Origin of the sequence: Tenacibaculum dicentrarchi, from assembly GCF_964036635.1 — a bacterium.
Lineage (GTDB): Bacteria > Bacteroidota > Bacteroidia > Flavobacteriales > Flavobacteriaceae > Polaribacter > Polaribacter dicentrarchi.
Window position 1 is genome coordinate 1625068 of sequence record NZ_OZ038524.1, and the last position, 22692, is coordinate 1647759.

At 28.8% G+C, this 22692-nt stretch carries 24 protein-coding genes; 19 read left to right on the forward strand and 5 right to left on the reverse strand.

Translation table 11 applies throughout. From position 1 onward, the window contains the following. Positions 1–90 precede the first annotated feature (90 nt). The 8 genes from ABNT14_RS07070 to ABNT14_RS07105 all read left to right on the forward strand — a co-directional run bounded on the left by ABNT14_RS07070 (position 91) and on the right by ABNT14_RS07105 (position 6604). The gene (locus ABNT14_RS07070; RefSeq protein WP_101902805.1) at positions 91–609 is read left to right on the forward strand and encodes a hypothetical protein; all 519 of its coding nucleotides are present in this window, start codon (positions 91–93) and stop codon (positions 607–609) included. Between the two features lie 166 nt (positions 610–775). Next, complete coding sequence (locus tag ABNT14_RS07075; RefSeq protein ID WP_101902806.1) at positions 776–1561, forward strand: toll/interleukin-1 receptor domain-containing protein; 786 nt, start codon at positions 776–778, stop codon at positions 1559–1561. A gap of 229 nt (positions 1562–1790) precedes the next feature. After that, a complete protein-coding gene (locus ABNT14_RS07080) occupies positions 1791–1937 on the forward strand; it encodes a hypothetical protein (protein WP_180947639.1) in 147 nt (48 codons plus the stop codon). A gap of 230 nt (positions 1938–2167) precedes the next feature. Next, positions 2168–2533, forward strand: coding sequence for a DUF6864 domain-containing function (locus tag ABNT14_RS07085; protein ID WP_101902724.1), 366 nt, complete (start codon positions 2168–2170; stop codon positions 2531–2533). After that, on the forward strand, positions 2523–2894 hold the full coding sequence (locus ABNT14_RS07090; RefSeq protein ID WP_101902723.1) for a hypothetical protein: 372 nt from the start codon (positions 2523–2525) through the stop codon (positions 2892–2894). The genes ABNT14_RS07085 and ABNT14_RS07090 overlap by 11 nt, the downstream gene beginning before the upstream one ends. A gap of 795 nt (positions 2895–3689) precedes the next feature. Next, entirely contained in the window at positions 3690–4466 is a 777-nt protein-coding gene (locus tag ABNT14_RS07095) for a M48 family metallopeptidase (protein ID WP_200809377.1), read from the forward strand. Between the two features lie 229 nt (positions 4467–4695). Further along, positions 4696–4842, forward strand: coding sequence for a hypothetical protein (locus tag ABNT14_RS07100; RefSeq protein ID WP_348719364.1), 147 nt, complete (start codon positions 4696–4698; stop codon positions 4840–4842). Positions 4843–5752: 910 nt separating this feature from the next. Beyond that, positions 5753–6604: a toll/interleukin-1 receptor domain-containing protein gene (locus tag ABNT14_RS07105; protein ID WP_101903684.1), complete on the forward strand. Its 852-nt coding sequence runs from the start codon at positions 5753–5755 to the stop codon at positions 6602–6604. Between the two features lie 926 nt (positions 6605–7530). Here the strand turns inward: ABNT14_RS07105 and ABNT14_RS07110 are convergent. Beyond that, positions 7531–8028, reverse strand: coding sequence for a hypothetical protein (locus tag ABNT14_RS07110; protein WP_159459561.1), 498 nt, complete (start codon positions 8026–8028; stop codon positions 7531–7533). Then, complete coding sequence (locus ABNT14_RS07115) at positions 8018–9316, reverse strand: AAA family ATPase (protein WP_101903686.1); 1299 nt, start codon at positions 9314–9316, stop codon at positions 8018–8020. Before ABNT14_RS07115 ends, ABNT14_RS07110 begins: the two co-directional genes overlap by 11 nt. Positions 9317–9564: 248 nt before the next feature. On the opposite strand from ABNT14_RS07115, the gene ABNT14_RS07120 reads away from it, so the two are divergent. The 3 genes from ABNT14_RS07120 (at position 9565) to ABNT14_RS07130 (ending at position 11960) form a co-directional block, all read left to right on the forward strand. Continuing rightward, a complete protein-coding gene (locus tag ABNT14_RS07120; protein ID WP_101903687.1) occupies positions 9565–10695 on the forward strand; it encodes a hypothetical protein in 1131 nt (376 codons plus the stop codon). 314 nt (positions 10696–11009) lie between these two features. Beyond that, positions 11010–11225, forward strand: coding sequence for a helix-turn-helix domain-containing protein (locus ABNT14_RS07125; protein ID WP_101903688.1), 216 nt, complete (start codon positions 11010–11012; stop codon positions 11223–11225). Continuing rightward, on the forward strand, positions 11226–11960 hold the full coding sequence (locus ABNT14_RS07130; protein WP_101903689.1) for a hypothetical protein: 735 nt from the start codon (positions 11226–11228) through the stop codon (positions 11958–11960). Here ABNT14_RS07130 and ABNT14_RS07135 read toward each other — a convergent pair. Both ABNT14_RS07135 and ABNT14_RS07140 read right to left on the reverse strand, forming a co-directional pair. Continuing rightward, positions 11944–13659: an Eco57I restriction-modification methylase domain-containing protein gene (locus ABNT14_RS07135; protein ID WP_159459562.1), complete on the reverse strand. Its 1716-nt coding sequence runs from the start codon at positions 13657–13659 to the stop codon at positions 11944–11946. The two genes, ABNT14_RS07130 and ABNT14_RS07135, sit on opposite strands and share 17 nt — an antisense overlap. A gap of 299 nt (positions 13660–13958) precedes the next feature. Next, entirely contained in the window at positions 13959–14261 is a 303-nt protein-coding gene (locus ABNT14_RS07140) for a hypothetical protein (RefSeq protein WP_101903691.1), read from the reverse strand. 165 nt (positions 14262–14426) lie between these two features. Here ABNT14_RS07140 and ABNT14_RS07145 point away from each other — a divergent pair, with 165 nt between their 5' ends. From ABNT14_RS07145 to ABNT14_RS07175, 7 genes are all read left to right on the forward strand, one after another. Further along, the gene (locus tag ABNT14_RS07145; RefSeq protein WP_145993593.1) at positions 14427–14780 is read left to right on the forward strand and encodes a hypothetical protein; all 354 of its coding nucleotides are present in this window, start codon (positions 14427–14429) and stop codon (positions 14778–14780) included. Between the two features lie 230 nt (positions 14781–15010). Then, complete coding sequence (locus ABNT14_RS07150; protein WP_058885306.1) at positions 15011–15367, forward strand: type II toxin-antitoxin system RelE/ParE family toxin; 357 nt, start codon at positions 15011–15013, stop codon at positions 15365–15367. Further along, a complete protein-coding gene (locus ABNT14_RS07155) occupies positions 15357–15647 on the forward strand; it encodes a helix-turn-helix domain-containing protein (protein ID WP_058885307.1) in 291 nt (96 codons plus the stop codon). The genes ABNT14_RS07150 and ABNT14_RS07155 overlap by 11 nt, the downstream gene beginning before the upstream one ends. Before the next feature lie 234 nt (positions 15648–15881). Then, positions 15882–16028 carry a hypothetical protein gene (locus ABNT14_RS07160; RefSeq protein ID WP_348719365.1) on the forward strand — a complete coding sequence of 49 codons (147 nt, stop codon included), beginning with the start codon at positions 15882–15884 and terminating at the stop codon, positions 16026–16028. Between the two features lie 1177 nt (positions 16029–17205). Then, positions 17206–18072, forward strand: coding sequence for a hypothetical protein (locus ABNT14_RS07165; protein ID WP_101903694.1), 867 nt, complete (start codon positions 17206–17208; stop codon positions 18070–18072). 209 nt (positions 18073–18281) lie between these two features. After that, positions 18282–19286 carry an IS30 family transposase gene (locus ABNT14_RS07170; protein ID WP_101903695.1) on the forward strand — a complete coding sequence of 335 codons (1005 nt, stop codon included), beginning with the start codon at positions 18282–18284 and terminating at the stop codon, positions 19284–19286. 76 nt (positions 19287–19362) lie between these two features. Further along, positions 19363–20517: a hypothetical protein gene (locus tag ABNT14_RS07175; protein ID WP_348719366.1), complete on the forward strand. Its 1155-nt coding sequence runs from the start codon at positions 19363–19365 to the stop codon at positions 20515–20517. A 1132-nt stretch (positions 20518–21649) separates the two neighbouring features. Here the strand turns inward: ABNT14_RS07175 and ABNT14_RS07180 are convergent. After that, on the reverse strand, positions 21650–22096 hold the full coding sequence (locus tag ABNT14_RS07180; protein WP_145993569.1) for a hypothetical protein: 447 nt from the start codon (positions 22094–22096) through the stop codon (positions 21650–21652). 301 nt (positions 22097–22397) lie between these two features. Between ABNT14_RS07180 and ABNT14_RS07185 the strand changes: the two genes are divergently transcribed. After that, positions 22398–22691: a type II toxin-antitoxin system HigB family toxin gene (locus ABNT14_RS07185; protein WP_101902746.1), complete on the forward strand. Its 294-nt coding sequence runs from the start codon at positions 22398–22400 to the stop codon at positions 22689–22691. The last annotated feature ends 1 nt before the right edge of the window (position 22692 follow it).

Genomic DNA, 22692 nt, shown 5'->3' on the forward strand with positions numbered 1-22692 from the left:
GGTCGGTAATTATTTACTAAATTAGTTGCTTGAAACACGCAACAAACCATATACAAAAACGTTGTGGTTAATGTCCGAAACGAAAAAGAAATGAATAAAACAGATTGGAAACGACACGATTCTAGAATTGAAAGTTATCAGATTTTGATTGATGGAATTGAGAATTCTATTCTTCAATTGAGAGATAAACTTGAAAAAATTGAGTGGTACGATGGACTTTGGTTTTTAGAAGAATCAGAACCAATATACGGATTAGCTTTTGTAGCACTTCAAAATTACATCAATAGCAGTATTTATGATAGATTTGATAATTCTGAAAAGAAAATTGTAAAATATAAATTAGGAGAGCAAATTGATCAGCATTTGAGAACTGATATTGAATTAATAATTGGATTGGCTAATTATTTTAAGCATAGAGAAGATAATGGAAAACTTCATAAAGGAACGCAAAATATCCTAAACGATTTAGATTTTAGATATGATAAAGAGGTCGATATTGTAGATTCTCCAATTTTTAAAGGATTAGATTTATTGACTAATAAATGGGAATTGAACGACTTATTGGAAAGAACATCTTCTTGGAGAGAAAAACTGTGGACTGAAAAATAAAAACACTAACCACAACACCGTACAAAATTAATTGCTTGGTTAGAGCTTACTTACGAAAGTCCTCACGGACTTTCTTGGTCAGTAATTATTTACTAAATTTATAGCTTAAACACGCAACTAAATCTTGTACAAACCCGTTAGCACCAATTTAGAAAAAAATCGATATATGAAAACACTTTGGATTACATATTCTTGGGAAGATAATAAAAATGGTGACATTGAATTCATTGCTCAAGAACTTGAAAAAACTGGAATAAATGTAAAACTTGACAGATGGAATATTAAAACGGGGCAAAGACTTTGGGAGCAAATAGATCAGTTTATTTCAAATCCTTCTGAATGTGATGTTTGGGCAATAATTGCAACTCAAAATAGTTTAGGAAGTGAACCTTGTAAGGAAGAAGTAGCATACGCACTTGATAGAGCATTAAATTCTAGAGGACAAACATTTCCGCTAATAGGAATTTTCCCTTCTACAGTTGACAAAGAATTAATTCCTTCAGCAATAAGAACTAGATTATATGTAAGCTTAAAAGATCATGATTGGATTGAACGTATAAAATCAGCTTTAGAAGATAGAGCTCCAAACATTCAAAGACCAACATTAGAACCATATACTTTAGAAATTAAAAAAACTAAAAATGGTAGAAATGTAATAGAATTAAGACCAAGAGCAGGAACTTGGATTCCATTTATTTGTGCAGTTCCATTAAGCGAAAAAAATAAATTAAACCCAAGTATTCTTTGTGGTCCAAAAGGAAATATTCCAATAGGTGGAATTCTTAATATGTGTGGAGAAGGAGAAAGTAAAGATAAAAAGTGGTGGTCTATGTATGCTGGAAATGAAGCTACTCCAACTATAAGTTATTTTCTATTTTGTGATGAAATACCATCACAAATTATATTTGGAGTGAATAATGGACAACCACAATTTATGATAAATTTAAAATAAAAACTGGTGCTAACACCGTATATAATTTATTGCTAGTGCTAGCCTACTTACGAAAATCCTTAAGGGATTTTCTATTCCGTTTTTATTAACTAAATTAGTTGCTCGAAATACGCAACAAATAATATACAAAAACGTTAACCTGCATTAAGCCAAATTACACGGAATATTAACGGAATTAAGCGTTTTCGAAAAGTAAAATCCTGACAAAGATTACGTGAATCTGTTTGTAATGAAAACAGCGGACTTTCTAGCTCGTTTACGCAATAGAAACGGAATCGTAAAACAGCAGATTTTAAAAAATATTACGCAAGAATTTGTCTATAATTCCGAAATGAAAATGGCGGACTTTTTAGCTCGTTTACGCAATAGAAAATAAAAATGAAAAAATGTTCGGAATATTCCCGATGTTAGATTTTTTAGCGTAAGTTTATATGAAAATTTAGACAAGTTAAACACCGAATAAAAATGCTGAAAAATATGTGATTTTATAACGGTATTTTAATTAAAAAAGAAAAAACGCACGTTAACAAAGTGTATGAGCGCATATTTTCCTGGCGGAAAAATACGCCACATACACATGGCGTTGTAAGTAATTAAATAAAAACTATGAAAATAAAATCGGGAGAATATGAAATAATTTTTTCTGGTACTGTAATTGGAATTATCAACGAAGATATTGAATTTCAGTTTCCAGAAACTCATGCTAATTTAAAAATTATTTTTACCTTTAAAACTGATAAAAGCATTGACAAATCACCAATTGAATTTGATTTCCCAGAAGAAAAATCAATTAGGCTTACTTTGGTCAATATTGATGGAACGCTTGGTTCTGGAAATACTGAACTTTTAGAAATAGGATATCTTGATAATCGAAAATTATATCTAAATTACAGAGTACATACGATTAAAGATTTGAGTAACACTATCCACTATTCGTTTTATGTAGGAAAGGAGGGCAGTTATGTCGAATAATAGCGGATTTAACCCTCAGAATAAATTTGTCAATCAGGTAAGAACTAATACTAAATCTGACCTAATTGAAATTACAGAAGATAAACTTGAAAATATCTTATTAAAACATTTAAATAAACTTAACAAAGTAAAAGCTTGGTTAACACCTTTATCATTGTTTATAACAATACTCATCGTTATATTGACCTCTACCTTCAAATCATTTGTTGGTTTAGAGAAAGAAGTATGGAAAGCTATTTTTGTAATTTCTTTGATTGTAACTTTTTTTTGGACAATAATTTCTAGTTATAATGCTATTAAATGTTCTAAAAGTTCATCCATAGATTTTCTGATAAATGAAATAAAAAATAAATCCGAATAAAACTACTTACAACACCATATATAATTTATTGCTAGTGCTCGCCTACCTACGAAAATCCTTAGGGGATTTTCTATTCCGTTTTTATTTACTTAATTTAGTGCTTCAAAAATGCAACAAACCATATATAAAACGTTACAAGTAATTGGCAAAAATTACGCAACTAGAACCTGATTTCTAAGTAAATACAGAAATTTAAAAATATCGCTAGAAAAATATTACGAATAAAATTTAGAATCTATAAATACTTCAATTTACTCTAAATATGAAAATAAAATTGACCGAATTATTACGTGAAATCTGAATTTATAACGCTTGTAGAATTGAGAAAAATACAGAATAGAAATTGCAAAATTTATGCAAAATCTGAAAATAAAATTGACCGAATTATTATGTAAAATCTGAATTTATAACGTTTGTAGAATTAAGCAAAATACAGAATTGAAATTGTAAAATTTACGCAAAATCTGAAAATAAAATTGACCGAATTATTATGTAAAATCTGAATTTATAACGTTTGTAGAATTAAGCAAAATACAGAATTGAAAACTTGTCGAAATTACTCAAATGTTGAATTAAGAAATGGAAAATTAAATCAGAAATACAAATTACAAACTGAAAAAAAAACAACTACTTGTAACAACGTATATAAAAAATGCTTAGTTTAGTCTTAAAACAAAAGTCAGTGCCGTTTTGCTACATCTGATTTTCCTGCGGAAAATCCTCGCACACAAAACAGCACTTTTCATATACAAACCGTTGTGTCTCATTTAACAAATAACTAAACCAATAAAAAAAATGATTAAAATCAAAACACTAATACACGAAAAAGAAAAAACCTATTTATTAATCATGAAAATTTTAGGAATTATTTTATGGCTAATTTTACTATTTGCTTCAATGGGTACAATATTAATATGGGGAGCTTTTATTGCTTTTGGATTATGGATTAGCGGGTTATACTTTAAAGCGGTTATACATGGAGACAGTGTTAAGGTATCTCCTTCTCAATTTCCTGAAATTTATGATATAATTATAGAACAATCCAACAAACTTAATCTTACAAATATACCAGAAGTATTTATATACAATGGAAGTGGATTAGTAAATGCCTTTGCTGTAAAGTTTCTATCTGCTAAATATGTGATACTAATGTCAGATTTAGTTGATTTAAGTCTTAAAAGAGGTAAGATAAAAGAATTATCAATGATAATAGGTCACGAATTAGGACATCATGCAGCAGGACACACAAGCTTCTTGAAAGGACTACTAATAAAACCTGCGAATTTCGTTCCCTTTCTTGGATCAGCTTACAGTAGAGCATGTGAATTTACAGCAGACAGAATAGGATTCACTTTAACAGAAGATTTATCAGCAAGTGAAAATGCACTTGTAGCATTAGCGCTAGGAAGTGAAAGTTTAGCGAATGACACAAATATAGAAGCGTTTATATTACAAGAAAAAGAAATACCTGATTTTATGGGATTTATACATAAAATATATTCTACTCATCCAAGAATGACAAAAAGGGTAATTGAAATAAGAAAGTTCAATAAATTATACCTAAATAAATAAAAAACGAAGACACAACAAAGAGTATAGTTAATTGCTAGTTTGGTCTATATTTACGAAGTTCTGGTAATCTCCTCAAAGCTCAGTGAATTTAGTGAATTAGTTGCTTAAACACGCAACTAACCATACTCTAAACGTTAACCTGCATTAAGCCAAATTACACGAAATATTAACGTAATTAAACATTTTCGAAAAGTAAAATTCTGACAAAGATTACGTGAATCTGTTTGTAATGAAAACAGCGGATTTCCTAGCTTATTTGCGCAATCAAAACGGAATTGTAAAACAGCAGATTTTGAAAAATATCACGCAAGAATTTGCTTATAATTCCGAAATGAAAATGGCGGACTTTTTAGCTCGTTTACGCAATCGAAAATAAAAATGAAAAAATGTTCTGAATATTCCCAATTTTAGATTTTTTAGCGTAAGTTTATATGAAAATTTAGACAAGTTAAACGCCGAATAAAAACGCTGAAAAATATGTGATTTTATAACGGTATTTTAATTAAAAAAGAAAAAAACGCACGTTAACAAAGTGTATGAGCGCATATTTTCCTGGCGGAAAAATACGCCACATACACATGGCGTTAGCTTTCATTAACAAAAAAAATGCGTGAAATTGGGAAAATAAAGCGTTTTCGCAAAGTAGGATTCTGATAAATATTACGCAATTAGAAAAGGAATCGTAAAGCAGCAGATTCTGACAAATAATTACGCAAGAATCTGTCTGTAATTATGAAATAAAAACGGCGGAATTTTAACCTGTTTATCCAATAGAAACGGAATCGTAAAGCAGCAGATTTTGAAAAATATTACGCAAGAATTTGTCTATAATTATGAAATGAAAACGGCGGAATTTCTAGCAGATTTACGCAATCAGAAACGGAATCGTAAAGCAACATATTCTGACAAATATTACGCAAGAATTTGTCTATAATTCTGAAGTGGAAACGGCAGAATTTTAGCCTGTTTATGCAATTAGGAATGAAAATTTAGACAAGTTAAACGCCGAATAAAAACGCTGAAAAATGTGAGATTTTATATCAGTATTTTAATTGTAAAAAAGGAAAAATTAACGAAAAGCTAACAGTATGTATAAGTAATAAGGGGAATTGCTAAGTTGAAAATTTTGTAATTATTTACGAAATCCACCAAAGTTGAAATTTTATGGTTAAAAGAAAATAACAATAAAATTGCAAATTTGGTTAAGTGCTTAAATGAAATTTATTACAAATCAAATCCTTACTACTTATACACGAGTCGTTGTAAGTAATTTATAAAAATCACGAATGTCAAATTTAACAACAAAAAGAAAAATTGATTTATTAAATAAACTTTTATCAAAAGGTGCAGGGATTACTACTCAATCTTCTGGTAATCCAGATTTTAAAAGTTGGAAGAATCTTACCGAACGAACTCTAGTTAGGATTTTTGGCGATGAATCTGTAGAAGTTAAACAACTTAGAGGTTTAAATTTTGAATATAGAGGTTTAATGTTTGGTGGAAATGACTATTCTTCTAGCCATAAGAATGCTTATAATCGTAGCTTCTCTACAATGCTAAAATCAATTGAGAATTACATAGAAGAATTTAACGAAGAATTACAAGATCCAGAAGAAAATTCACCAAGTGAAGATAGTAATGGAAATGATCAATCAATTAAAAAAGTATTCATTAGTCACTCATCTCAAGATACAAATGTAGTTGAAGAATTAATTGAAATACTTGAGTCATTGGGTTTAAACAGTACACAAATTTTTTGTTCATCTTTTGAAGGTTATGGAATCGATTATGGTGAAAATTTCTTAGATAGGATTAAGACAGAACTAGATACAAATGTGCTAGTTCTATTTGTGTTATCAAAGAACTTTTATGAAAGCCCTATCTGTCTTTGCGAAATGGGAGCTACTTGGATTAAAACGAATATTCATATTCCTATTTTAATTCCACCATTTGATTTTAGTGATATTCAAGGAGTAATTCCATTAACACAAGGCTTTAAAGTAAATGACTCGTTGGCTCTAAATCAGTTTAAGGACCAAGTAGAAAAACTATTTGAAATTCAAAACAAATTGGAATTTACAACTTGGGAAAGGAAACGGGATAGAATTATTAATAGATTAGAAAAAAATATAAAGTAAAACTACTTACAACAACGTGTATAATTCATTGCTAGTTATAGCTTACTTACGAAAGTCCTCGCGGACTTTCTATCTGTGATTTATTTGCTAACTTTAGTGCTTAAACACGCAACGAAATCATACACAAACACGTTGTAAGTAATTCGCAAAAATATCGCAATTAGAACCTGATTTTTAAGTAAATACAGAATTTAAAAATATCGCTATAAAAATATTATGAATAAAATTTAGAATCTATAAATACTTGAATTTACTCTAAATATGAAAATAAAATTGACCGAATTATTACGTGAAATTTGAATTTATAACGTTTGTAGAATTGAGAAAATACAGAATTGAAATTGCAGAATTTACAGAAAATTAGAATTATAAATCACAAACTGAAAAAAAACAAACTACTTACAACAACGTATATAAAAAATGCTTAATTTGGTCGTAACACAAAAGTCAGTGCCGTTTTGCTACATCTGATTTTCCTGCGGAAAATCCTCGCACACAAAACAGCACTTTTCATATACAAAACGTTGTAAGTAATTCGCAAAAATATCGCAATTAGAACCTGATTTTTAAGTAAATACAGAATTTAAAAATATCGCTATAAAAATATTATGAATAAAATTTAGAATCTATAAATACTTGAATTTACTCTAAATATGAAAATAAAATTGACCGAATTATTACGTGAAATTTGAATTTATAACGTTTGTAGAATTGAGAAAATACAGAATTGAAATTGCAGAATTTACAGAAAATTAGAATTATAAATCACAAACTGAAAAAAAACAAACTACTTACAACAACGTATATAAAAAATGCTTAATTTGGTCGTAACACAAAAGTCAGTGCCGTTTTGCTACATCTGATTTTCCTGCGGAAAATCCTCGCACACAAAACAGCACTTTTCATATACAAAACGTTGGCAAACATTAAAAAAACTCATCGTAAAATTGAGATAAAGTTACACCTTTAAAAATTCGTCTGCTTAGCATTGGAGAATTTCTATAGAGAGCATTCATTCCAACATTTACAGCTCCATCACTAAATACTACATAATAAATTGAGTTTACTCCCAATCCAGTTGTAGATAATATAGATTTTGTCCCTAAAATTTTATCTTTTATATTCTGATTGTCGAGAGTTGAACATGAAGTTGAATTAAATTTTAATTCTATTAATTGAAATAACATATTTGAATCAACAAATATAATATCCACAGAACAATTATTGTTTCTAATTTGCTCTTTTGCAACACTTTTTTCAAGTTCATCACCATCAATAACATTCAGTTCGCATCTATCAAAATGGGAACCAGAAAGATCGGCTCCTTCATTATCCAATAAATCATCAATAAGTTTTATAGATTCAGGGTAAGTTGTGGCTATTGAACAATTAATAGTATTTGATTGATTATGCTTAAAACTCATCTCCTCCTCCATATTGACCTATTCTTTCAATAGCAATATTAAAAGATTCAAATATAGGGTCTATATCTATATTTAGGTATTTATAATCATATGTATAACTCATGCTTTTTACAGCTAAATAATAATCTACATTATTTAAAACATCTTCTTTTTCAGATATTAATCTTATTGCGCTAACCATATCTGGATTATGACTTGCTATAAAGAATTTTACTCCTACCTCTTTATGCAAAAGCACTATCATTCTAGCATACTCTATTATCCATTGTGGGTGTAAATGTGATTCTGGCTCATCAATTATTAGAAGAGTTTTATCTGAAATAGAACCATTTTTTAATAATAGCTGTAAAATACTAAACGACTTTATTCCTGTTGCGCAATCAAGTAAATTAAACACTGAACCATCATCTCTTTTAAATGAAAACTTATTCAAAGAATTTTTATTATCCTCTAAAGCTACATCTCCTTTTAAAATCTCATTTTTTATTATATTAGAACAGTTTGAAATTGAATCTGATTTATTAGTTAATAATAGGTTGTTTAAGTCTTTCCAATATTTATTTTCATCAGAATTAACTCCAATCATCATTGGGGAATCAATATAAATAACATTGTCAATAGCATAAGGAATAGATATACTATTTCTATCTATTGAAACTAAATGATTACCATATTCATAAAGGCTAAATTCACTTGGCAAATCAGCATCATGAAAAACATTTTTTAATTCATTTTTAAAAAGAGAAATAGCTCTAGATTCTATCAAGCCAAAAGATTCTTTAAATAAAGATTCAACATATACTGAAATAGTATCAAATAAATCTTGATCTGGATTTTCTTTAACCCCTTTGTTTTTTACAATATCTTTTACAATATGTGCTAAGTGAGGAGAACTTTTTCTATCTATAATATTTGAAAAGTCATTAATTAAAAGAATAATCATATCTTTTAATTCTTCATTCACTTCATTTTCTAAAAAAGTATCTTCAATCACTTTTAATCTTTTTTCCAAAGATTCTTTATCAATATTTTTATATTTTTTGTCGAATAATTCAAATTTTAGAATCTTTAAAAAAGTAAAAACGTTTTGAAGTTCTGAAAAAAGTTTTTTAGCTACTAAATTATCATAATTTGAAATTGTTTTATATGAATAATATAAAAGTTTAGAAAGAGTACTTTTTCCACAGCCATTTTCTCCCGCGACAACAGTTATACCATTAATAATCATTTCTGCAGAATTAATAGCTCTAAAATCCTTAGTATTAAATCTGATTTTTGATTCTTTCATTATTAACTATCTTATTATAATTTTAAACAAAGATATGAATTATATAAAGGAATACAACTCATTTAAAAAGGAAAAAACATTTGCCAACACCGTATATACTTTATAGCTTTTAAGTGCTTACTTGCGAAAATCCTCGCTTACCTTTAATTTCGTTTTTATTTACTATTTTAGTGCTTTAGAAACGCTACAAAGCATATACAAACACGTTGTGCGTCAGTTTGCCATACCAACTAACTTTTAGACATTTAATGAAATATTTTTTCTTATTTACCATCATATTACTTACGAACTGTACTCAAAAAAAGAAAATTGAACCACAAAAAAAATTTGCAGTAGATTACGCATTACAGACTTTTTCTGAATTTCATAAAGAAAATGACACAATAATAAAAACATTTGAAAAGTGTATTAATTCAAGTAAGTTAAATGAGTACAGTCAATATTGGAGAGAATCCGATACTTTGATATTTAAATATGCCTATGATGACTTATGGTTTGCAATCGCAGATTATTATCCAACATATATTCCTACTATTATGTCGATTCAAGAAAAAGAAAAAAATAAATATTTAGTTAAAATAGCGGTAATGGGTTCACCAGAAGGTTTCAATTCGCTCAATTCTATTTATAATTTTTATGCTTGTAGAGAAAAAGATGGGAGTTTCAAATTTGCAAATGTGATTACAGAAAACCTAAAACAATGGAACACAAAAACAATTGAGAATATTAAATATATCTATCCATCAGATGAAGAACTGAACCAAATCGAAATAAAAAAACAAATTGAATTTGAAAACAAATTGATTTCTAAATTTGATTTTAACAAAATTAAATACACTTACATCAGTTGTAACTCTGTTTATGATTATATGAAATTAAGAGGGTTTGACTATGAAGATTCAATGTTTTTAAATAATCAAAAAGGTGGAGAAGCTTTTTCGAGTCACAGATTAATTTTTTCAGGTAATAATTCAGAATATTATCCTCACGAATTAGTACATCTTTATAATCATAAATATTTTAAGAATATTAACTCAACTATTAACGAAGGTTTGGCAACTTACCTTGGAGGTTCAAAGGAATTGGATTATTTAGAACATATCGGAATTTTAAAAGATTATTTAGCAATTACCAAAATCGACTTATTTGAACATCTGTTTGATGACGAAAAGAAATACACAATAATAGGTAAAGTTTCTTCTATAAGATATTCAGCAGGAGCATTACTCTGCGCATTAGCTGATAAAAAAAATGTACTTCATCAGTTATTAAACAGTGGAAAATCTAATGAAGAATTAATCTCAACAATTGAAAACATTTTTGATATTAATAGAAAAGATTTTAATTCATTCATTAACGAAAAATTAATTGACTATTGAAAAAAAACCGAACGCACAACACCGTGTATAATTCATTGCTGGTTATAGCCTACTTACGAAAGTCCTCGCAGACTTTCTATCTGTGATTTATTTGCTAACTTTAATGCTTAAACACGCAACGAAATCATACACCAGACCGTTGTGTTTCATACTGAACCAGCCGCATATTTAGCACTTTCAGTTTTTTCCAACACACAATTCCAACGCTCTAAAAACCAAAATAGCTAAAATTTCCCAACGCTGAACCTGAATGCTAACTATAGTCTGTTGTTTAAGATGACTACTAAAGTTAGCTTTGCATACTTTAGTTAGCAATGGATTCAAAACAAAAAATACTGATAAAATTTGGAGAAAGAGTTCGAGAAATCCGAAAGGAAAAAGAACTTTCACAAGAGGAATTAGCACATAAAGCTGATTTACATAGAACTTATATTGGTATGATTGAAAGAGCAGAAAAAAATATTACTCTTGTCAACATAGAAAAGATTGCTAATGCTTTAGATGTAAACATAACTGACTTATTTAGCTAAATGGAAATTAAAAAATACGAAGAAGATTTAATAGCAGAATTAGAAACTGTAGTAAACGAAATAATTACTGAAACACCTAAACTGGACATTGCAGTAAAAAAAGGAGAAAGAGTTGGAGACGCAATAAGTAAATTTTTTGAAGATAATTTTGTAGCTAAAACACAAAATCACGCTCATTTTTCAAATTCAGAAGCATCACCATCAGGAAAAACTAAAAACCCTTGGGACGCAAGAACGGACTACACTATTCAAGGATTTAAACAAGATGTCTGGATTGACTTCAAAGCTGTAAATGTTGAAAATGACGATACAAATCCTGATAGTGGAACACCAGACAAAATTATTGCACATATTCTAAACAACAACTTTTATCTTGTCTTTATTTATGTCTTTTACCAAGGTTCTGGCAATGGATTGGAGTTTGTTCAAGTTGATGGTAAATATGTAAAACCATACTTTTTAAAGGATATAAGCTCAACATTTAGAATTACACCAGCAAATCAAATGCAGGTTAATGGCTCGGCTGAACCTGAATACCGAACAAGAGAAGAATTTTTACAATTGCTACTAACTAAAAAAGTTGAATCTAACGAGAGAAAACTCAAGAAGTCAACCCAAGAGTTAGAAAATCTTAAAGCAGGGTTATTTAAAAAGACAAAGACAATGGAAATAAAGTTAAGTGATTTGTCTGCAAATAATAAAGCTCAAGAAGATGCTATTAATAATCTAAAATAGATTCTTCTATAACTTTTAATTCATCATTTGTAAGATTAAAATAATCATTAAAAACCAAATTAATTTCATTTTTAATGGTTTCATCTTCTCCGTCATTGGAGTAAATCTTATCTACTAAATCAGCAACTCTCTTTTGTAAAGAAATGTCAGTAGGAACAGGTATCTTATACAAATCTGAGGTCTTAATTTGTGGTTGTTTACCTTTTGAGAATCTAATTATATTTAATTGTTGTGAGTAAAAAGTTATAATATCAGAATTTAATAAACCACATAAAAACTTCAAAAAGATAATGCTTTCTTTTTTTGAATCTCTAAGAGAGAAAACATATAAACTATTGTTTGCTGAACTTGGATTTTCATCATATGATGCTATAATTTCTTTAGCAGACTGTCGAATATAAATTTTAGGATTATCATAAATAATTGTTTCCCCTAAACCAAGACGCTTTTTATTTTTAATTCCTTTTGCTATTAATTCAGCCTTTAATTCATCATTAACTTTGTCTTGTAATTTTTTATCATAATGGAAATATTTAGTGTTTTCCATTTTTTGATATTTACCTTTTAGCCCTTTTGAGCCTTGATAATATGGATAGGCTTTAACTTCGTCATCAAGCTTTTTATCTTCAAAAACAAAAAGGTTTTCCATATTCAAAAGCATTACACAAGTTCTAAGATTCTTTTTTGGGTACAAGCTCTTAAGCGTTGGACAATCCTTAGATTCTATTTTATCTATAATAGCAGAACTTAAGGAACAAGTATTAAATCTAAACTTAAATTGGTCTTTCGGCTTATACCATAATGCTTGTTCAACTTCTATGCTTACATTGTTTTCTGCATCAATTATTTTTACTAAATTATTTTCAACTTTTGTTTTCTGCAATTCAAGTATTACCTGACCGCTTGCAACTTCAAAATCTTTAATATTATACTCTATACTCAAAATTCGAGTTTTATCTAATAAATATTTTCTTGTATGTTCATATGCTGTCTCGAAAAAAGATAAATCTATTATAAAACTAAGCTTCCCACCTTCTTTTAAAAAATCTATAGATTGCTCTATGAACAACATTACATAATTAATCTTACCGTTCTTTAAGGAGTCAGGAAATTGAGAATATCTATTCAAGTAATAAATACGTTGAGCTTCATCTTTCTTTCTATCTCTTCTGCCATAAAGAGAAACATAAGGCGGATTTCCAATTACATAATCCATATTATCTAAAAACTTTGCAAGAGGAATATCTAAAAGAGAATCAAAAAGCGAATTACTTTTTTTAGGCTTAATTCGTTGAGTAAAGTCGAAAACGAAGCTTTTATAACTGCCAGTATATGGCTCATTAAACTTGGAATAAAAAAAAGTTGAAATGTTAATCTTTGTTTTTTCAATCATACTTTCATCAATATCAATAAAGAATATGTTTGATTCAATAAACTTGATAACGATTTTTTTATCTTGAATGTTTTTAAATAGTTTTTCTAAAAGACGTATAACAAATACACCATTACCACAAGATGGTTCTAAAAACTTCCTTGACAATATGTCTTTATCTTCAAAATCAATTATATCTAAAATCTTATCAACGGTATTAATATTATTAGTGAGAAAAACGCCAAGGTCTTTTCTATGGGACAATTCTAAATTGTTCTCATACGTTGTTTGATTATTGATTAAAGTAACTGTCTGATTTTTAGTCATAATTTTAACGCTAATTATAGTATGCAAATATATATGTATAAATTGGATTTTCCAAACGCTAAAAGCCATACACATTTGCAATTCGCTTCAGCCAACACACAATCCAAAATTGCAAAAGAGTATGTCTTTGCCAACGCTAGAAAGTTTGCGGAAAAAAGTACGAAAACACAACAACGTGTATAAATAATAGCGGGTTTAGTGCTTAATCAAAGTTAGTTTTTTATCTTTATAGTTGAGTTATAAACCAAAAGTAAGTGTTTCAAATCCGCTACTATTCATACACAAACCGTTGGCAGTAATTAGACTAACCAACTAAATAATTTTTCTGCATTCAAATAATCCTTTTCTTCAATTTTTAGACTTAAAGAGTAATCACGCCAATCATTTTGTATTTGCTCAAGTGTTCCATGGTCAGATTTAAAAAAATGAATTTCACAATAACCCATTCTTAATTTAACTGAACAATAATCATTGTAATACTCTTTTTTGAATAATTGTCTTCTATTTCTAAACTCATTACTATTTCTGAAGTCTTCTTCTGTACCTTCTCTATGAATAGGAAAGTGTATTTGTATTACTTTTTTTAAATCTTGAAATCCCATATTTTAAGAATAAACTACCGCCAAAAAATGTATAATTAATAACTAAGGCGGTGTTTTAATTATTAATCGTTAATAAACTACTGCCAACAAAGTGTATGGTCGCATATTTTCCTGGCGGAAAAATACGCCACATACACATGGGCGTTAGGCACAAGTTGACCAAAAATGCGAACAGAAGAATATAATAGAATAACGAAAGAAGGAAACGTACTTGATTTTGGAACGCTAAAAGAAACTAAAAAGCAACTCGGAATTAATAAATTGACGGAATTTGAATCTGAAATTGACCGAATAATATCGGAAAACAAAATTCAAAAACCTGAATTGCACGAAAAGCCGAATAGTACGGAAACTGACTTTTATCTAATTGACTTAAACTCTGACCAAATTGAAATGATAGTTTCTATGTTTGGAGATTTGGAAGTTGGAAATCTCGGACTGAATTACGAAACGACTTATTCCGCTAACTTTTTTGCTAAAATGCTTGATAAGTGGAATGATTTGCCAGATTATAGATGAAAAAATAAAAAACCAGTGCCTAACAAAGTATATAAAAAATTGCTGGTTTAGGCTAAATTTAAAGGTCGTTGCTTGTTTTGTTACGTCTGATTTTCCTTCGGAAAATCCTCGCACACAAAACCGCAACTTTTCATATACAAACCGTTGTAAAACATACCCAAAAACACTCGATTTCGAATTAACTTTTGAAATATTTTGAAAATAGTAACTTTTAAGTTACCTTTGTCTGAATGGAAAAAGTTAGGCAAGTAATACAGTATAAAAATTATTTCGAGGAGTTTCTACTTGCTCAACCGAAAAAGGTTCAAGACAAAATATTTAAGGTCATTGAAATAATCGAAACTTATCAGCACGTGCCGAAAACATATTTGGCTCCAATGAAAACTTACAAAGGATTATTTGAGGCTCGAATAAAATTAGGCTCGAATATCTGGCGAGTTTTTTGCTTCTTTGATAAAGGTAAATTAGTTATACTCTTGAACGGATTTACTAAAAAGACGCAGAAAACACCGAAAAAAGAAATCGACAAAGCTGTTCGATTAATGAAAGAATATTACGAAGAAAAAAATAAAGGAAATGGAAACTAAAAGCTGGAAAGACATAAAAGATACGGTTTACGGAAAAAAAGGAACTGAACGTAGAGATGAACTCGACAGAGATTTTGAGTCGTTTAAAATTGGTTTACTTTTACGAAATGCACGTGAGGAAAAAAATCTGACCCAAGAACAACTTGGAGTTATAATTGACAAAAAACGGACTTATATTTCTCGTGTAGAAAATAATGGCAGTAATCTGACTTTAAAAACATTATTTGACATCGTAGAAAAAGGACTTGGAGGAAAAGTTAATATTTCAATCGAAGTCTGACATAAAGTACGATTTTACAACAACATGTATAATTAATGGCTGGTTCTCGCCTACTTACGAAAATCCTTGTGGATTTTCTATTCGGTTTTTATTTACTAAATTTAGTGCTTAAACACGCCACTAATCATACATATAAACGTTAACCTGCATTAAGCCAAATTACACGAAATATTAACGTAATTAAACATTTTCGAAAAGTAAAATTCTGACAAAGATTACGTGAATCTGTTTGTAATGAAAACAGCGGATTTTCTAGCTTGTTTGCGCAATCAAAACGGAATCGTAAAACAGCAGATTTTGACAAATATTACGCAAGAATTTGTCTATAATTCTGAAATGAAAATGGCGGACTTTTTAGCTCGTTTACGCAATCGAAAATAAAAATAAAAAAATGTTCGGAATATTCCCAATTTTAGATTTTTTAGCGTAAGTTTATATGAAAATTTAGACAAGTTAAACGCCGAATAAAAACGCTGAAAAATATGTGATTTTATAACGGTATTTTAATTAAAAAAGAAAAAAACGCACGTTAACAAAGTGTATGAGCGCATATTTTCCTGGCGGAAAAATACGCCACATACACTAGGCGTTGTAAGTAATTCGCAAAAATATCGCAATTAGAACCTGATTTTTAAGTAAATACAGAATTTAAAAATATCGCTAGAAAAATATTACGAATAAAATTTAGAATCTATAAATACTTAAATTTACTCTAAATATGAAAATAAAATTGACCGAATTATTACGTGAAATTTGAATTTATAACGTTTGTAGAATTGAGAAAAATATAGAAAAAAAGAACTCAAAATTTACGCAAAACTTGAAAATAAAATCGACCGAATTATTATGTGAAATCTGAATTTATAACGTTTGTAGAATTGAAAAAATACAGAATTGAAATTGCAGAATTTACAGAAAATCAGAATTATAAATCACAAACTGAAAAAAAACAAACTACTTACAACAAAGTATATAAAAAATGCTTAATTTAGTCATAATACAAAAGTTAGTGCCGTTTTGCTACATCTGATTTTCCTGCGGAAAATCCTCGCACGCAAAACAGCACTTTTTATACACAAAACCGTTAACCTGCATTAAGCCAAGTTACACGGAATATTAACGTAATTAAGCGTTTTCGAAAAGTAAAATTCTGACAAAGATTACGTGAATCTGTTTGTAATGAAAATAGCCGACTTTCTAGCTCGTTTACGCAGTAGAAACGGAATCGTAAAACAGCAGATTTTGACAAATATTACGTAAGATTTTGCTTATAATTCCGAAATGAAAATGGTGGACTTTTTAGCTCGTTTACGCAATCGAAAATAAAAATGAAAAAATGTTCGGAATATTCCCAATTTTAGATTTTTTAGCGTAAGTTTATATGAAAATTTAGACAAGTTAAACGCCGAATAAAAACGCTGAAAAATATGTGATTTTATAACGGTATTTTAATTAAAAAAGAAAAAAACGCACGTTAACAAAGTGTATGAGCGCATATTTTCCTGGCGGAAAAATACGCCACATACACTAGGCGTTACCAGCAATATTTAAAGAAATTATGATAAAAGATTTAATTAAAGATTTAACTTATGATAAAATCAATTTAAATCAAGCATTGACTAGAGCTAAATTAATTGCTTATGAATTAAATAATAATGACTTTAAAAGCTGGATAGATAAAGAACTTAATGGATACAAAAACGGCGATAAACTTCCTCATTATAGAATTATCCCATGTGACGTTTATGCTTTAACTGAAACATTTGGAGAGAAAAGACTTATTCAATGCGACCTAACTGACCTTGACAAAAATGGAAAAATATACAAAATGGAAGCTATGCAAAGTATATCTACTATAGAACTTGGTTTAAAAGAAAGTAATAGCAAAATTTATGGTTATGAAGACTTCCCTTTGGGTTTTGTAAAAATCGTTAAAGAATTAACTAATAATTCATCCATAACCTCAATTAAAAGAAGAATTCAATTTAGTCAGACTTTACACATATTAAATTTAACTAAGCAAAAATTAATTGACACACTATTAGAATTAAACTATACATTTCCTAACTTACAAGACAATTATAAAAACACTATGGAAAATAATGAGAAAACCAATACTATAATTAATAATCACATTTATGGAAAAAATGCAAATTCAGCAATCGGAATTGGAGATAACATTAATCAAAAAATAGAAAATGTTAATCATCAAAAAATAGAAAAAGTAATATCTGATTTAAAAAAATTAGGAGTTCCAAATGAAAATATTATTGAAGTAAAAAATATAGTTAACAAAGAAACGAACAAAGTAGATTTAGGAAAACAATTGATGAGTTGGGTTGGAAAAATAACAAAAAAAGGAATTGAAAAAGGGATTGAAATTCAAGTTCCTGAAATAATGGATAAAATTCAAGAATTGATATAAAAAACTGCTGGTAACAACGTATATAATTTATTGCTGGTGCTCGCCTACTTACGAAAATCCTTAGGGGATTTTCTATTCCGTTTTTATTTACTAAATTTAGTGCTTCAAAAACGCAACAAACCATATACAAACCGTTGTGGTGCATTTCAGACGAACATCGCTCCATTCAATAACTTAACGCAACAAATCTAAAATTATAGATTTGTAAAATGAAAATAAAAAAGCATAGACGTTTAACTCTAAAAGAAAGAGTTATTATTCAGACTCTTTTAAATGAAAAAAAGTCTAAATCTTATATCGCTAAAACATTAAAAAGAGCACGTTCAACAATCTTTAGAGAAGTCTCTAAATGGGTACAAAATAAAGAAGATAAATATGATGCTGAATTAGCACATTGGAACGCTAAAGATGATTATGCGAACAAAAGAAACCTTGATAAAATAAGCACCTATTCCCTACTCAAGTTTTTTGTTTATAAAGGACTTTTATCTAACTGGACTCCTGAACAAATTTCTGGAAGACTCAAAGAGATATATCCAAACAACCCAATAATGTCTATTTCACATGAAGCTATCTATAGACACATTTACACCAGACCACAAGCTAGTTTAAATAAAAAACTAATCAAACTTCTAGTTCGTAAAAAAACAAGACGCAGACCTCATAAAAAAAGACGTGGTGGTGGTTCTAAAATAAGCAATCAAGTTAGTATTGACAACAGACCTAAGCATATTGAACTTAGAGATGAAGTTGGACATTGGGAAGGCGACTTAATCATTGGAAAAAACCATAAAAGTGCTATCGGAACAATTGTTGAACGCAAAACAAGGTTCACTTTAATCATTAAACTAAAATCGAAAAAAGCCATGGAAGTTGCCAATCAATTTAGTGAAATATTCACTAAATTAAATCCTATTTATAAAAAATCAATGACATATGACAACGGAATTGAAATGGCAAGGCATCAAAAAATAACGCAAAAAACAGGTATGAAAATTTACTTTGCACATCCATATTCTTCCTGGGAAAGAGGCACCAATGAAAACACAAATGGACTCATTAGAAGGTATCTGCCTAAGGGTACTAATTTTAATGAAATTAGCGAAAATCAACTACAAATTATTCAACAAAAATTAAACAATAGACCTCGGAAAATTATCGGGTACAAAACGCCTAAAGAAATGATGGATATTGAAATAAAAAACATAGCTTAGTAGCATCAAAAATTAACAACGCTTTGTTGCGTTAGAACATTGAATCCAAGATCGAAACTAACAAGAAAATTGACAAATGACAGAATCGGAATTACTTTATTATTATCCATATTCTATTGACAAAAAAAATAATTACAGAAATTTTGCCAACGATAATGACGGGTTTTTAAGACAGTTCATTCCAAACTATGATAGTACAGAAACAAACCGACACGAATTTATTAAAAAACACACGAATTTCACAGAGTTAGAAATAATTGAAATTGACTATAAGTATGGGGAATTTTCTAGATGGTTAGATTGGTACAAAAACGGTAAACATATTTTCGCATTCACAAAAGAATTACTAGAAATGCTTAAAAAAACCGATGTTAGTGAAATAACAGCCGATAAATTTCATCCACCTTACGATAGGTTTTATCTTTCCTTAAAACCATTGAATTTAAAAATAACAAAAGATAGTAAAGAAGTTATAGAAGGTGTTTACATTGACCACCAAATATGGAATGGAAACGGAGAAACCTATGACGGTTATTGTGAATTAGGATTGACTTTTACTGGAGAGTTTAAGAAAATCTATTTTGAGTATGTACAAAAAGTTAATAGTCAACTTCCATATAATATAGATGGTGTTGAAAAGTATGATATTTCACCATTAGGCGATTTTTGGAATGTTTGGCTATGGTTTGACCCTAAACAAAACAAGTTAACTGTCAAAAATTCCGTAGATGATTATCTAAAAGAACTAAAAAAGGAGATTTTCCCACTTAAAAATTCTAAAAGAGAAGTTACAGATGCAGAATTAGATTTTTATAATTCTACTAAACAATTATTTGAGAATACAATTAATCTCATAATAAACTGCATACTATACCTATCTCAACCGACTGAAAAAGTTGACATAAAGAATAATTTTCCAAAAGGTTTACCACATAATTTTGACCGCAAAAGAACATTTGCCAAAACTAAACGTGAAAATTCTAAACTTGACAAAAAAATTGAGAGTTTAGGATTTTCAAAAATTTCTTTTGTAGGACAATCTTTTAAGCATAAAAACAAAGAACTTTTCGGAAATTATACTGTTGAACCACATTGGAGACGAGGACATTGGAGAAACCAAAAATATGGTAATGGTCTGAGTGAAAAAAAACTGATTTGGATATTACCAACTATTGTAAACAAACAAAAAGGAGAACCAAAGAAAGGTCAAGTTTATGAAGTAAATGAATAAAAAACGACACCACAACACCGTATAAACTTTATTGCTGGTTTTAGCTCACTTGGGAAATTCCTCTGGAATTTCGCCGTTCGTACTTTATTTACTAAATTCACTGCTTAAACAACGCAACAAAGCTTATACAAAAACGTTAACCTGCATTAAGCCAAATTACACGGAATATTAACGTAATTAAGCATTTTCGAAAAGTAAAATTCTGACAAAGATTACGTGAATCTGTTTGTAATGAAAATAGCCGACTTTCTAGCTCGTTTACGCAATAGAAACGGAATCGTAAAACAGTAGGTTTTGAAAAATATCACGTAAGATTTTGCTTATAATTCCGAAATGAAAATGGCGGACTTTTTAGCTCGTTTACGCAATCGAAAATAAAAATGAAAAAATGTTCGGAATATCCCCGATATTAGATTTTTTAGCGTAAGTTTATATGAAAATTTAGACAAGTTAAACGCCGAATAAAAACGCTGAAAAATGTGTGATTTTATAACGGTATTTTAATTAAAAAAGAAAAAACGCACGTTAACAAAGTGTATGAGCGCATATTTTCCTGGCGGAAAAATACGCCACATACACATGGCGTTGCAAGTAATTGGCAAAAAATCACGCAAATTATAATGTGTTTTTTAAGGCTAATAAAGAAGTATAATCGGAAACTATTTCCCTAAAAACCCTCTAAAGAATGAGCAAAATACTGAAAAACTTACGTAACTGTTGATTTAAAAGACTGACGCATAAATCAATAAAAACGGAATGAATAAAACTGACCGAATTACCATCCAAAATCTGAATTTATAACGGCTGTAGAATTGAGAAAATACAGAAAATTGGAATTGGAAAATTGACGCAACCGCTGATTTAAAAACTGACGCATAAATCAATAAAAACGGAATGAATAAAACTGACCGAATTATCATCCAAAATCTGAATTTATAACGGCTGTAGAATTGAGAAAATGCAGAAAATTGGAATTGGAAAAAAAACAAACTACTTGCAACAAAATATATAAAAAATACTTAGTTTAGTGCTAAGACAAAAGTTAGTACTATTTTGTTAATTCCGATTTTCCTTCGGAAAATCCTCACGCACAAAACAGTACTTTCCATATATAAAACGTTGGCTTTAATTACTAACGAACCCTAAAATCACGAACTATTGTTCCTTTAGGCACATATAGTTTATTATATTTTTCACAATCAGGCAATACTTTCCAAAAACTTTTATCATCGTTATAATCTCTATAAATTTGAACGTATTCAGGTCGTCTTTCATCAGTTTCAATAAGATATGTACTTTCTACTGGTATTTTTAATCTTTGATAACCATTTGAAGTATTTACATAAAAAAAATAATAATCTTTTTCCATTACATAACCATTACCTAAGAAAAAAACACCTTCCATGTACTTGTCATTTCCTAATGATTCAATATAATATTTATGAACTTCTTTTTCATATTCTATTTTTTCACGAAAATCACGATGTATTGTGCCTGGAATACCAATACATAAAACAAGCCATGAAAAAAATAATAAAAAAGGTGAAACATCATATTTACAAAAAAACCTCAATCTCATAAGCTTATGGTGATAAAATACTATCCCATAATAAAATATTGGTAAAAAAACTATCCAAAGTATTAATGATAAGTTCATAATTTTAATTTTTGAGAGAACACTAAAGCCAACAACAGCTATAATTCATTGCTTTTTATTGCCAACTTTAGTATTCTAGTTTATAATTTTTATTTTGTTAATCTTTAATAATTTAGTTTATCTACACGCAGCAAACCATAGCTAAAACGTTAGCACCAATAAAAAAACAAAATAAATAACCAAATTGGTAACTTTTTATTATATTTGCATAAATTAATAGAATGTGAGAATTATTGCAAAACGAACTTTACGAGATTTCTGGACTAAACATTCAGATTCCGAACAACAATTAACAGCTTGGTATAGAGAAACCGAAAAAGCAAATTGGGAATCCTTAAACGAATTAAAAAAAGAATATCCAAGTGCTAGTATTTTAAAAGAAAATAGAGTCGTATTTAACATCAAAGGAAATAATTATAGATTAATTGTTAAATTTAATTTAGAATATCAAATTTGTTGGATAAGATTTATAGGAACTCACGCCGAATATGATAAAATAAACGCAAACGAAATTTAAG

Excerpts from the sequence above, each read along its gene's own strand:
- ABNT14_RS07070 (WP_101902805.1), top strand. The coding sequence starts at position 91 with ATGAATAAAACAGATTGGAAACGACACGATTCTAGAATTGAAAGTTAT.
- ABNT14_RS07075 (WP_101902806.1), top strand. The coding sequence starts at position 776 with ATGAAAACACTTTGGATTACATATTCTTGGGAAGATAATAAAAATGGT.
- ABNT14_RS07080 (WP_180947639.1), top strand. The coding sequence starts at position 1,791 with ATGAAAACAGCGGACTTTCTAGCTCGTTTACGCAATAGAAACGGAATC.
- ABNT14_RS07085 (WP_101902724.1), top strand. The coding sequence starts at position 2,168 with ATGAAAATAAAATCGGGAGAATATGAAATAATTTTTTCTGGTACTGTA.
- ABNT14_RS07090 (WP_101902723.1), top strand. The coding sequence starts at position 2,523 with ATGTCGAATAATAGCGGATTTAACCCTCAGAATAAATTTGTCAATCAG.
- ABNT14_RS07095 (WP_200809377.1), top strand. The coding sequence starts at position 3,690 with ATGATTAAAATCAAAACACTAATACACGAAAAAGAAAAAACCTATTTA.
- ABNT14_RS07100 (WP_348719364.1), top strand. The coding sequence starts at position 4,696 with ATGAAAACAGCGGATTTCCTAGCTTATTTGCGCAATCAAAACGGAATT.
- ABNT14_RS07105 (WP_101903684.1), top strand. The coding sequence starts at position 5,753 with ATGTCAAATTTAACAACAAAAAGAAAAATTGATTTATTAAATAAACTT.
- ABNT14_RS07110 (WP_159459561.1), bottom strand. The coding sequence starts at position 8,028 with ATGAGTTTTAAGCATAATCAATCAAATACTATTAATTGTTCAATAGCC.
- ABNT14_RS07115 (WP_101903686.1), bottom strand. The coding sequence starts at position 9,316 with ATGAAAGAATCAAAAATCAGATTTAATACTAAGGATTTTAGAGCTATT.
- ABNT14_RS07120 (WP_101903687.1), top strand. The coding sequence starts at position 9,565 with ATGAAATATTTTTTCTTATTTACCATCATATTACTTACGAACTGTACT.
- ABNT14_RS07125 (WP_101903688.1), top strand. The coding sequence starts at position 11,010 with ATGGATTCAAAACAAAAAATACTGATAAAATTTGGAGAAAGAGTTCGA.
- ABNT14_RS07130 (WP_101903689.1), top strand. The coding sequence starts at position 11,226 with ATGGAAATTAAAAAATACGAAGAAGATTTAATAGCAGAATTAGAAACT.
- ABNT14_RS07135 (WP_159459562.1), bottom strand. The coding sequence starts at position 13,659 with ATGACTAAAAATCAGACAGTTACTTTAATCAATAATCAAACAACGTAT.
- ABNT14_RS07140 (WP_101903691.1), bottom strand. The coding sequence starts at position 14,261 with ATGGGATTTCAAGATTTAAAAAAAGTAATACAAATACACTTTCCTATT.
- ABNT14_RS07145 (WP_145993593.1), top strand. The coding sequence starts at position 14,427 with ATGCGAACAGAAGAATATAATAGAATAACGAAAGAAGGAAACGTACTT.
- ABNT14_RS07150 (WP_058885306.1), top strand. The coding sequence starts at position 15,011 with ATGGAAAAAGTTAGGCAAGTAATACAGTATAAAAATTATTTCGAGGAG.
- ABNT14_RS07155 (WP_058885307.1), top strand. The coding sequence starts at position 15,357 with ATGGAAACTAAAAGCTGGAAAGACATAAAAGATACGGTTTACGGAAAA.
- ABNT14_RS07160 (WP_348719365.1), top strand. The coding sequence starts at position 15,882 with ATGAAAACAGCGGATTTTCTAGCTTGTTTGCGCAATCAAAACGGAATC.
- ABNT14_RS07165 (WP_101903694.1), top strand. The coding sequence starts at position 17,206 with ATGATAAAAGATTTAATTAAAGATTTAACTTATGATAAAATCAATTTA.
- ABNT14_RS07170 (WP_101903695.1), top strand. The coding sequence starts at position 18,282 with ATGAAAATAAAAAAGCATAGACGTTTAACTCTAAAAGAAAGAGTTATT.
- ABNT14_RS07175 (WP_348719366.1), top strand. The coding sequence starts at position 19,363 with ATGACAGAATCGGAATTACTTTATTATTATCCATATTCTATTGACAAA.
- ABNT14_RS07180 (WP_145993569.1), bottom strand. The coding sequence starts at position 22,096 with ATGAGATTGAGGTTTTTTTGTAAATATGATGTTTCACCTTTTTTATTA.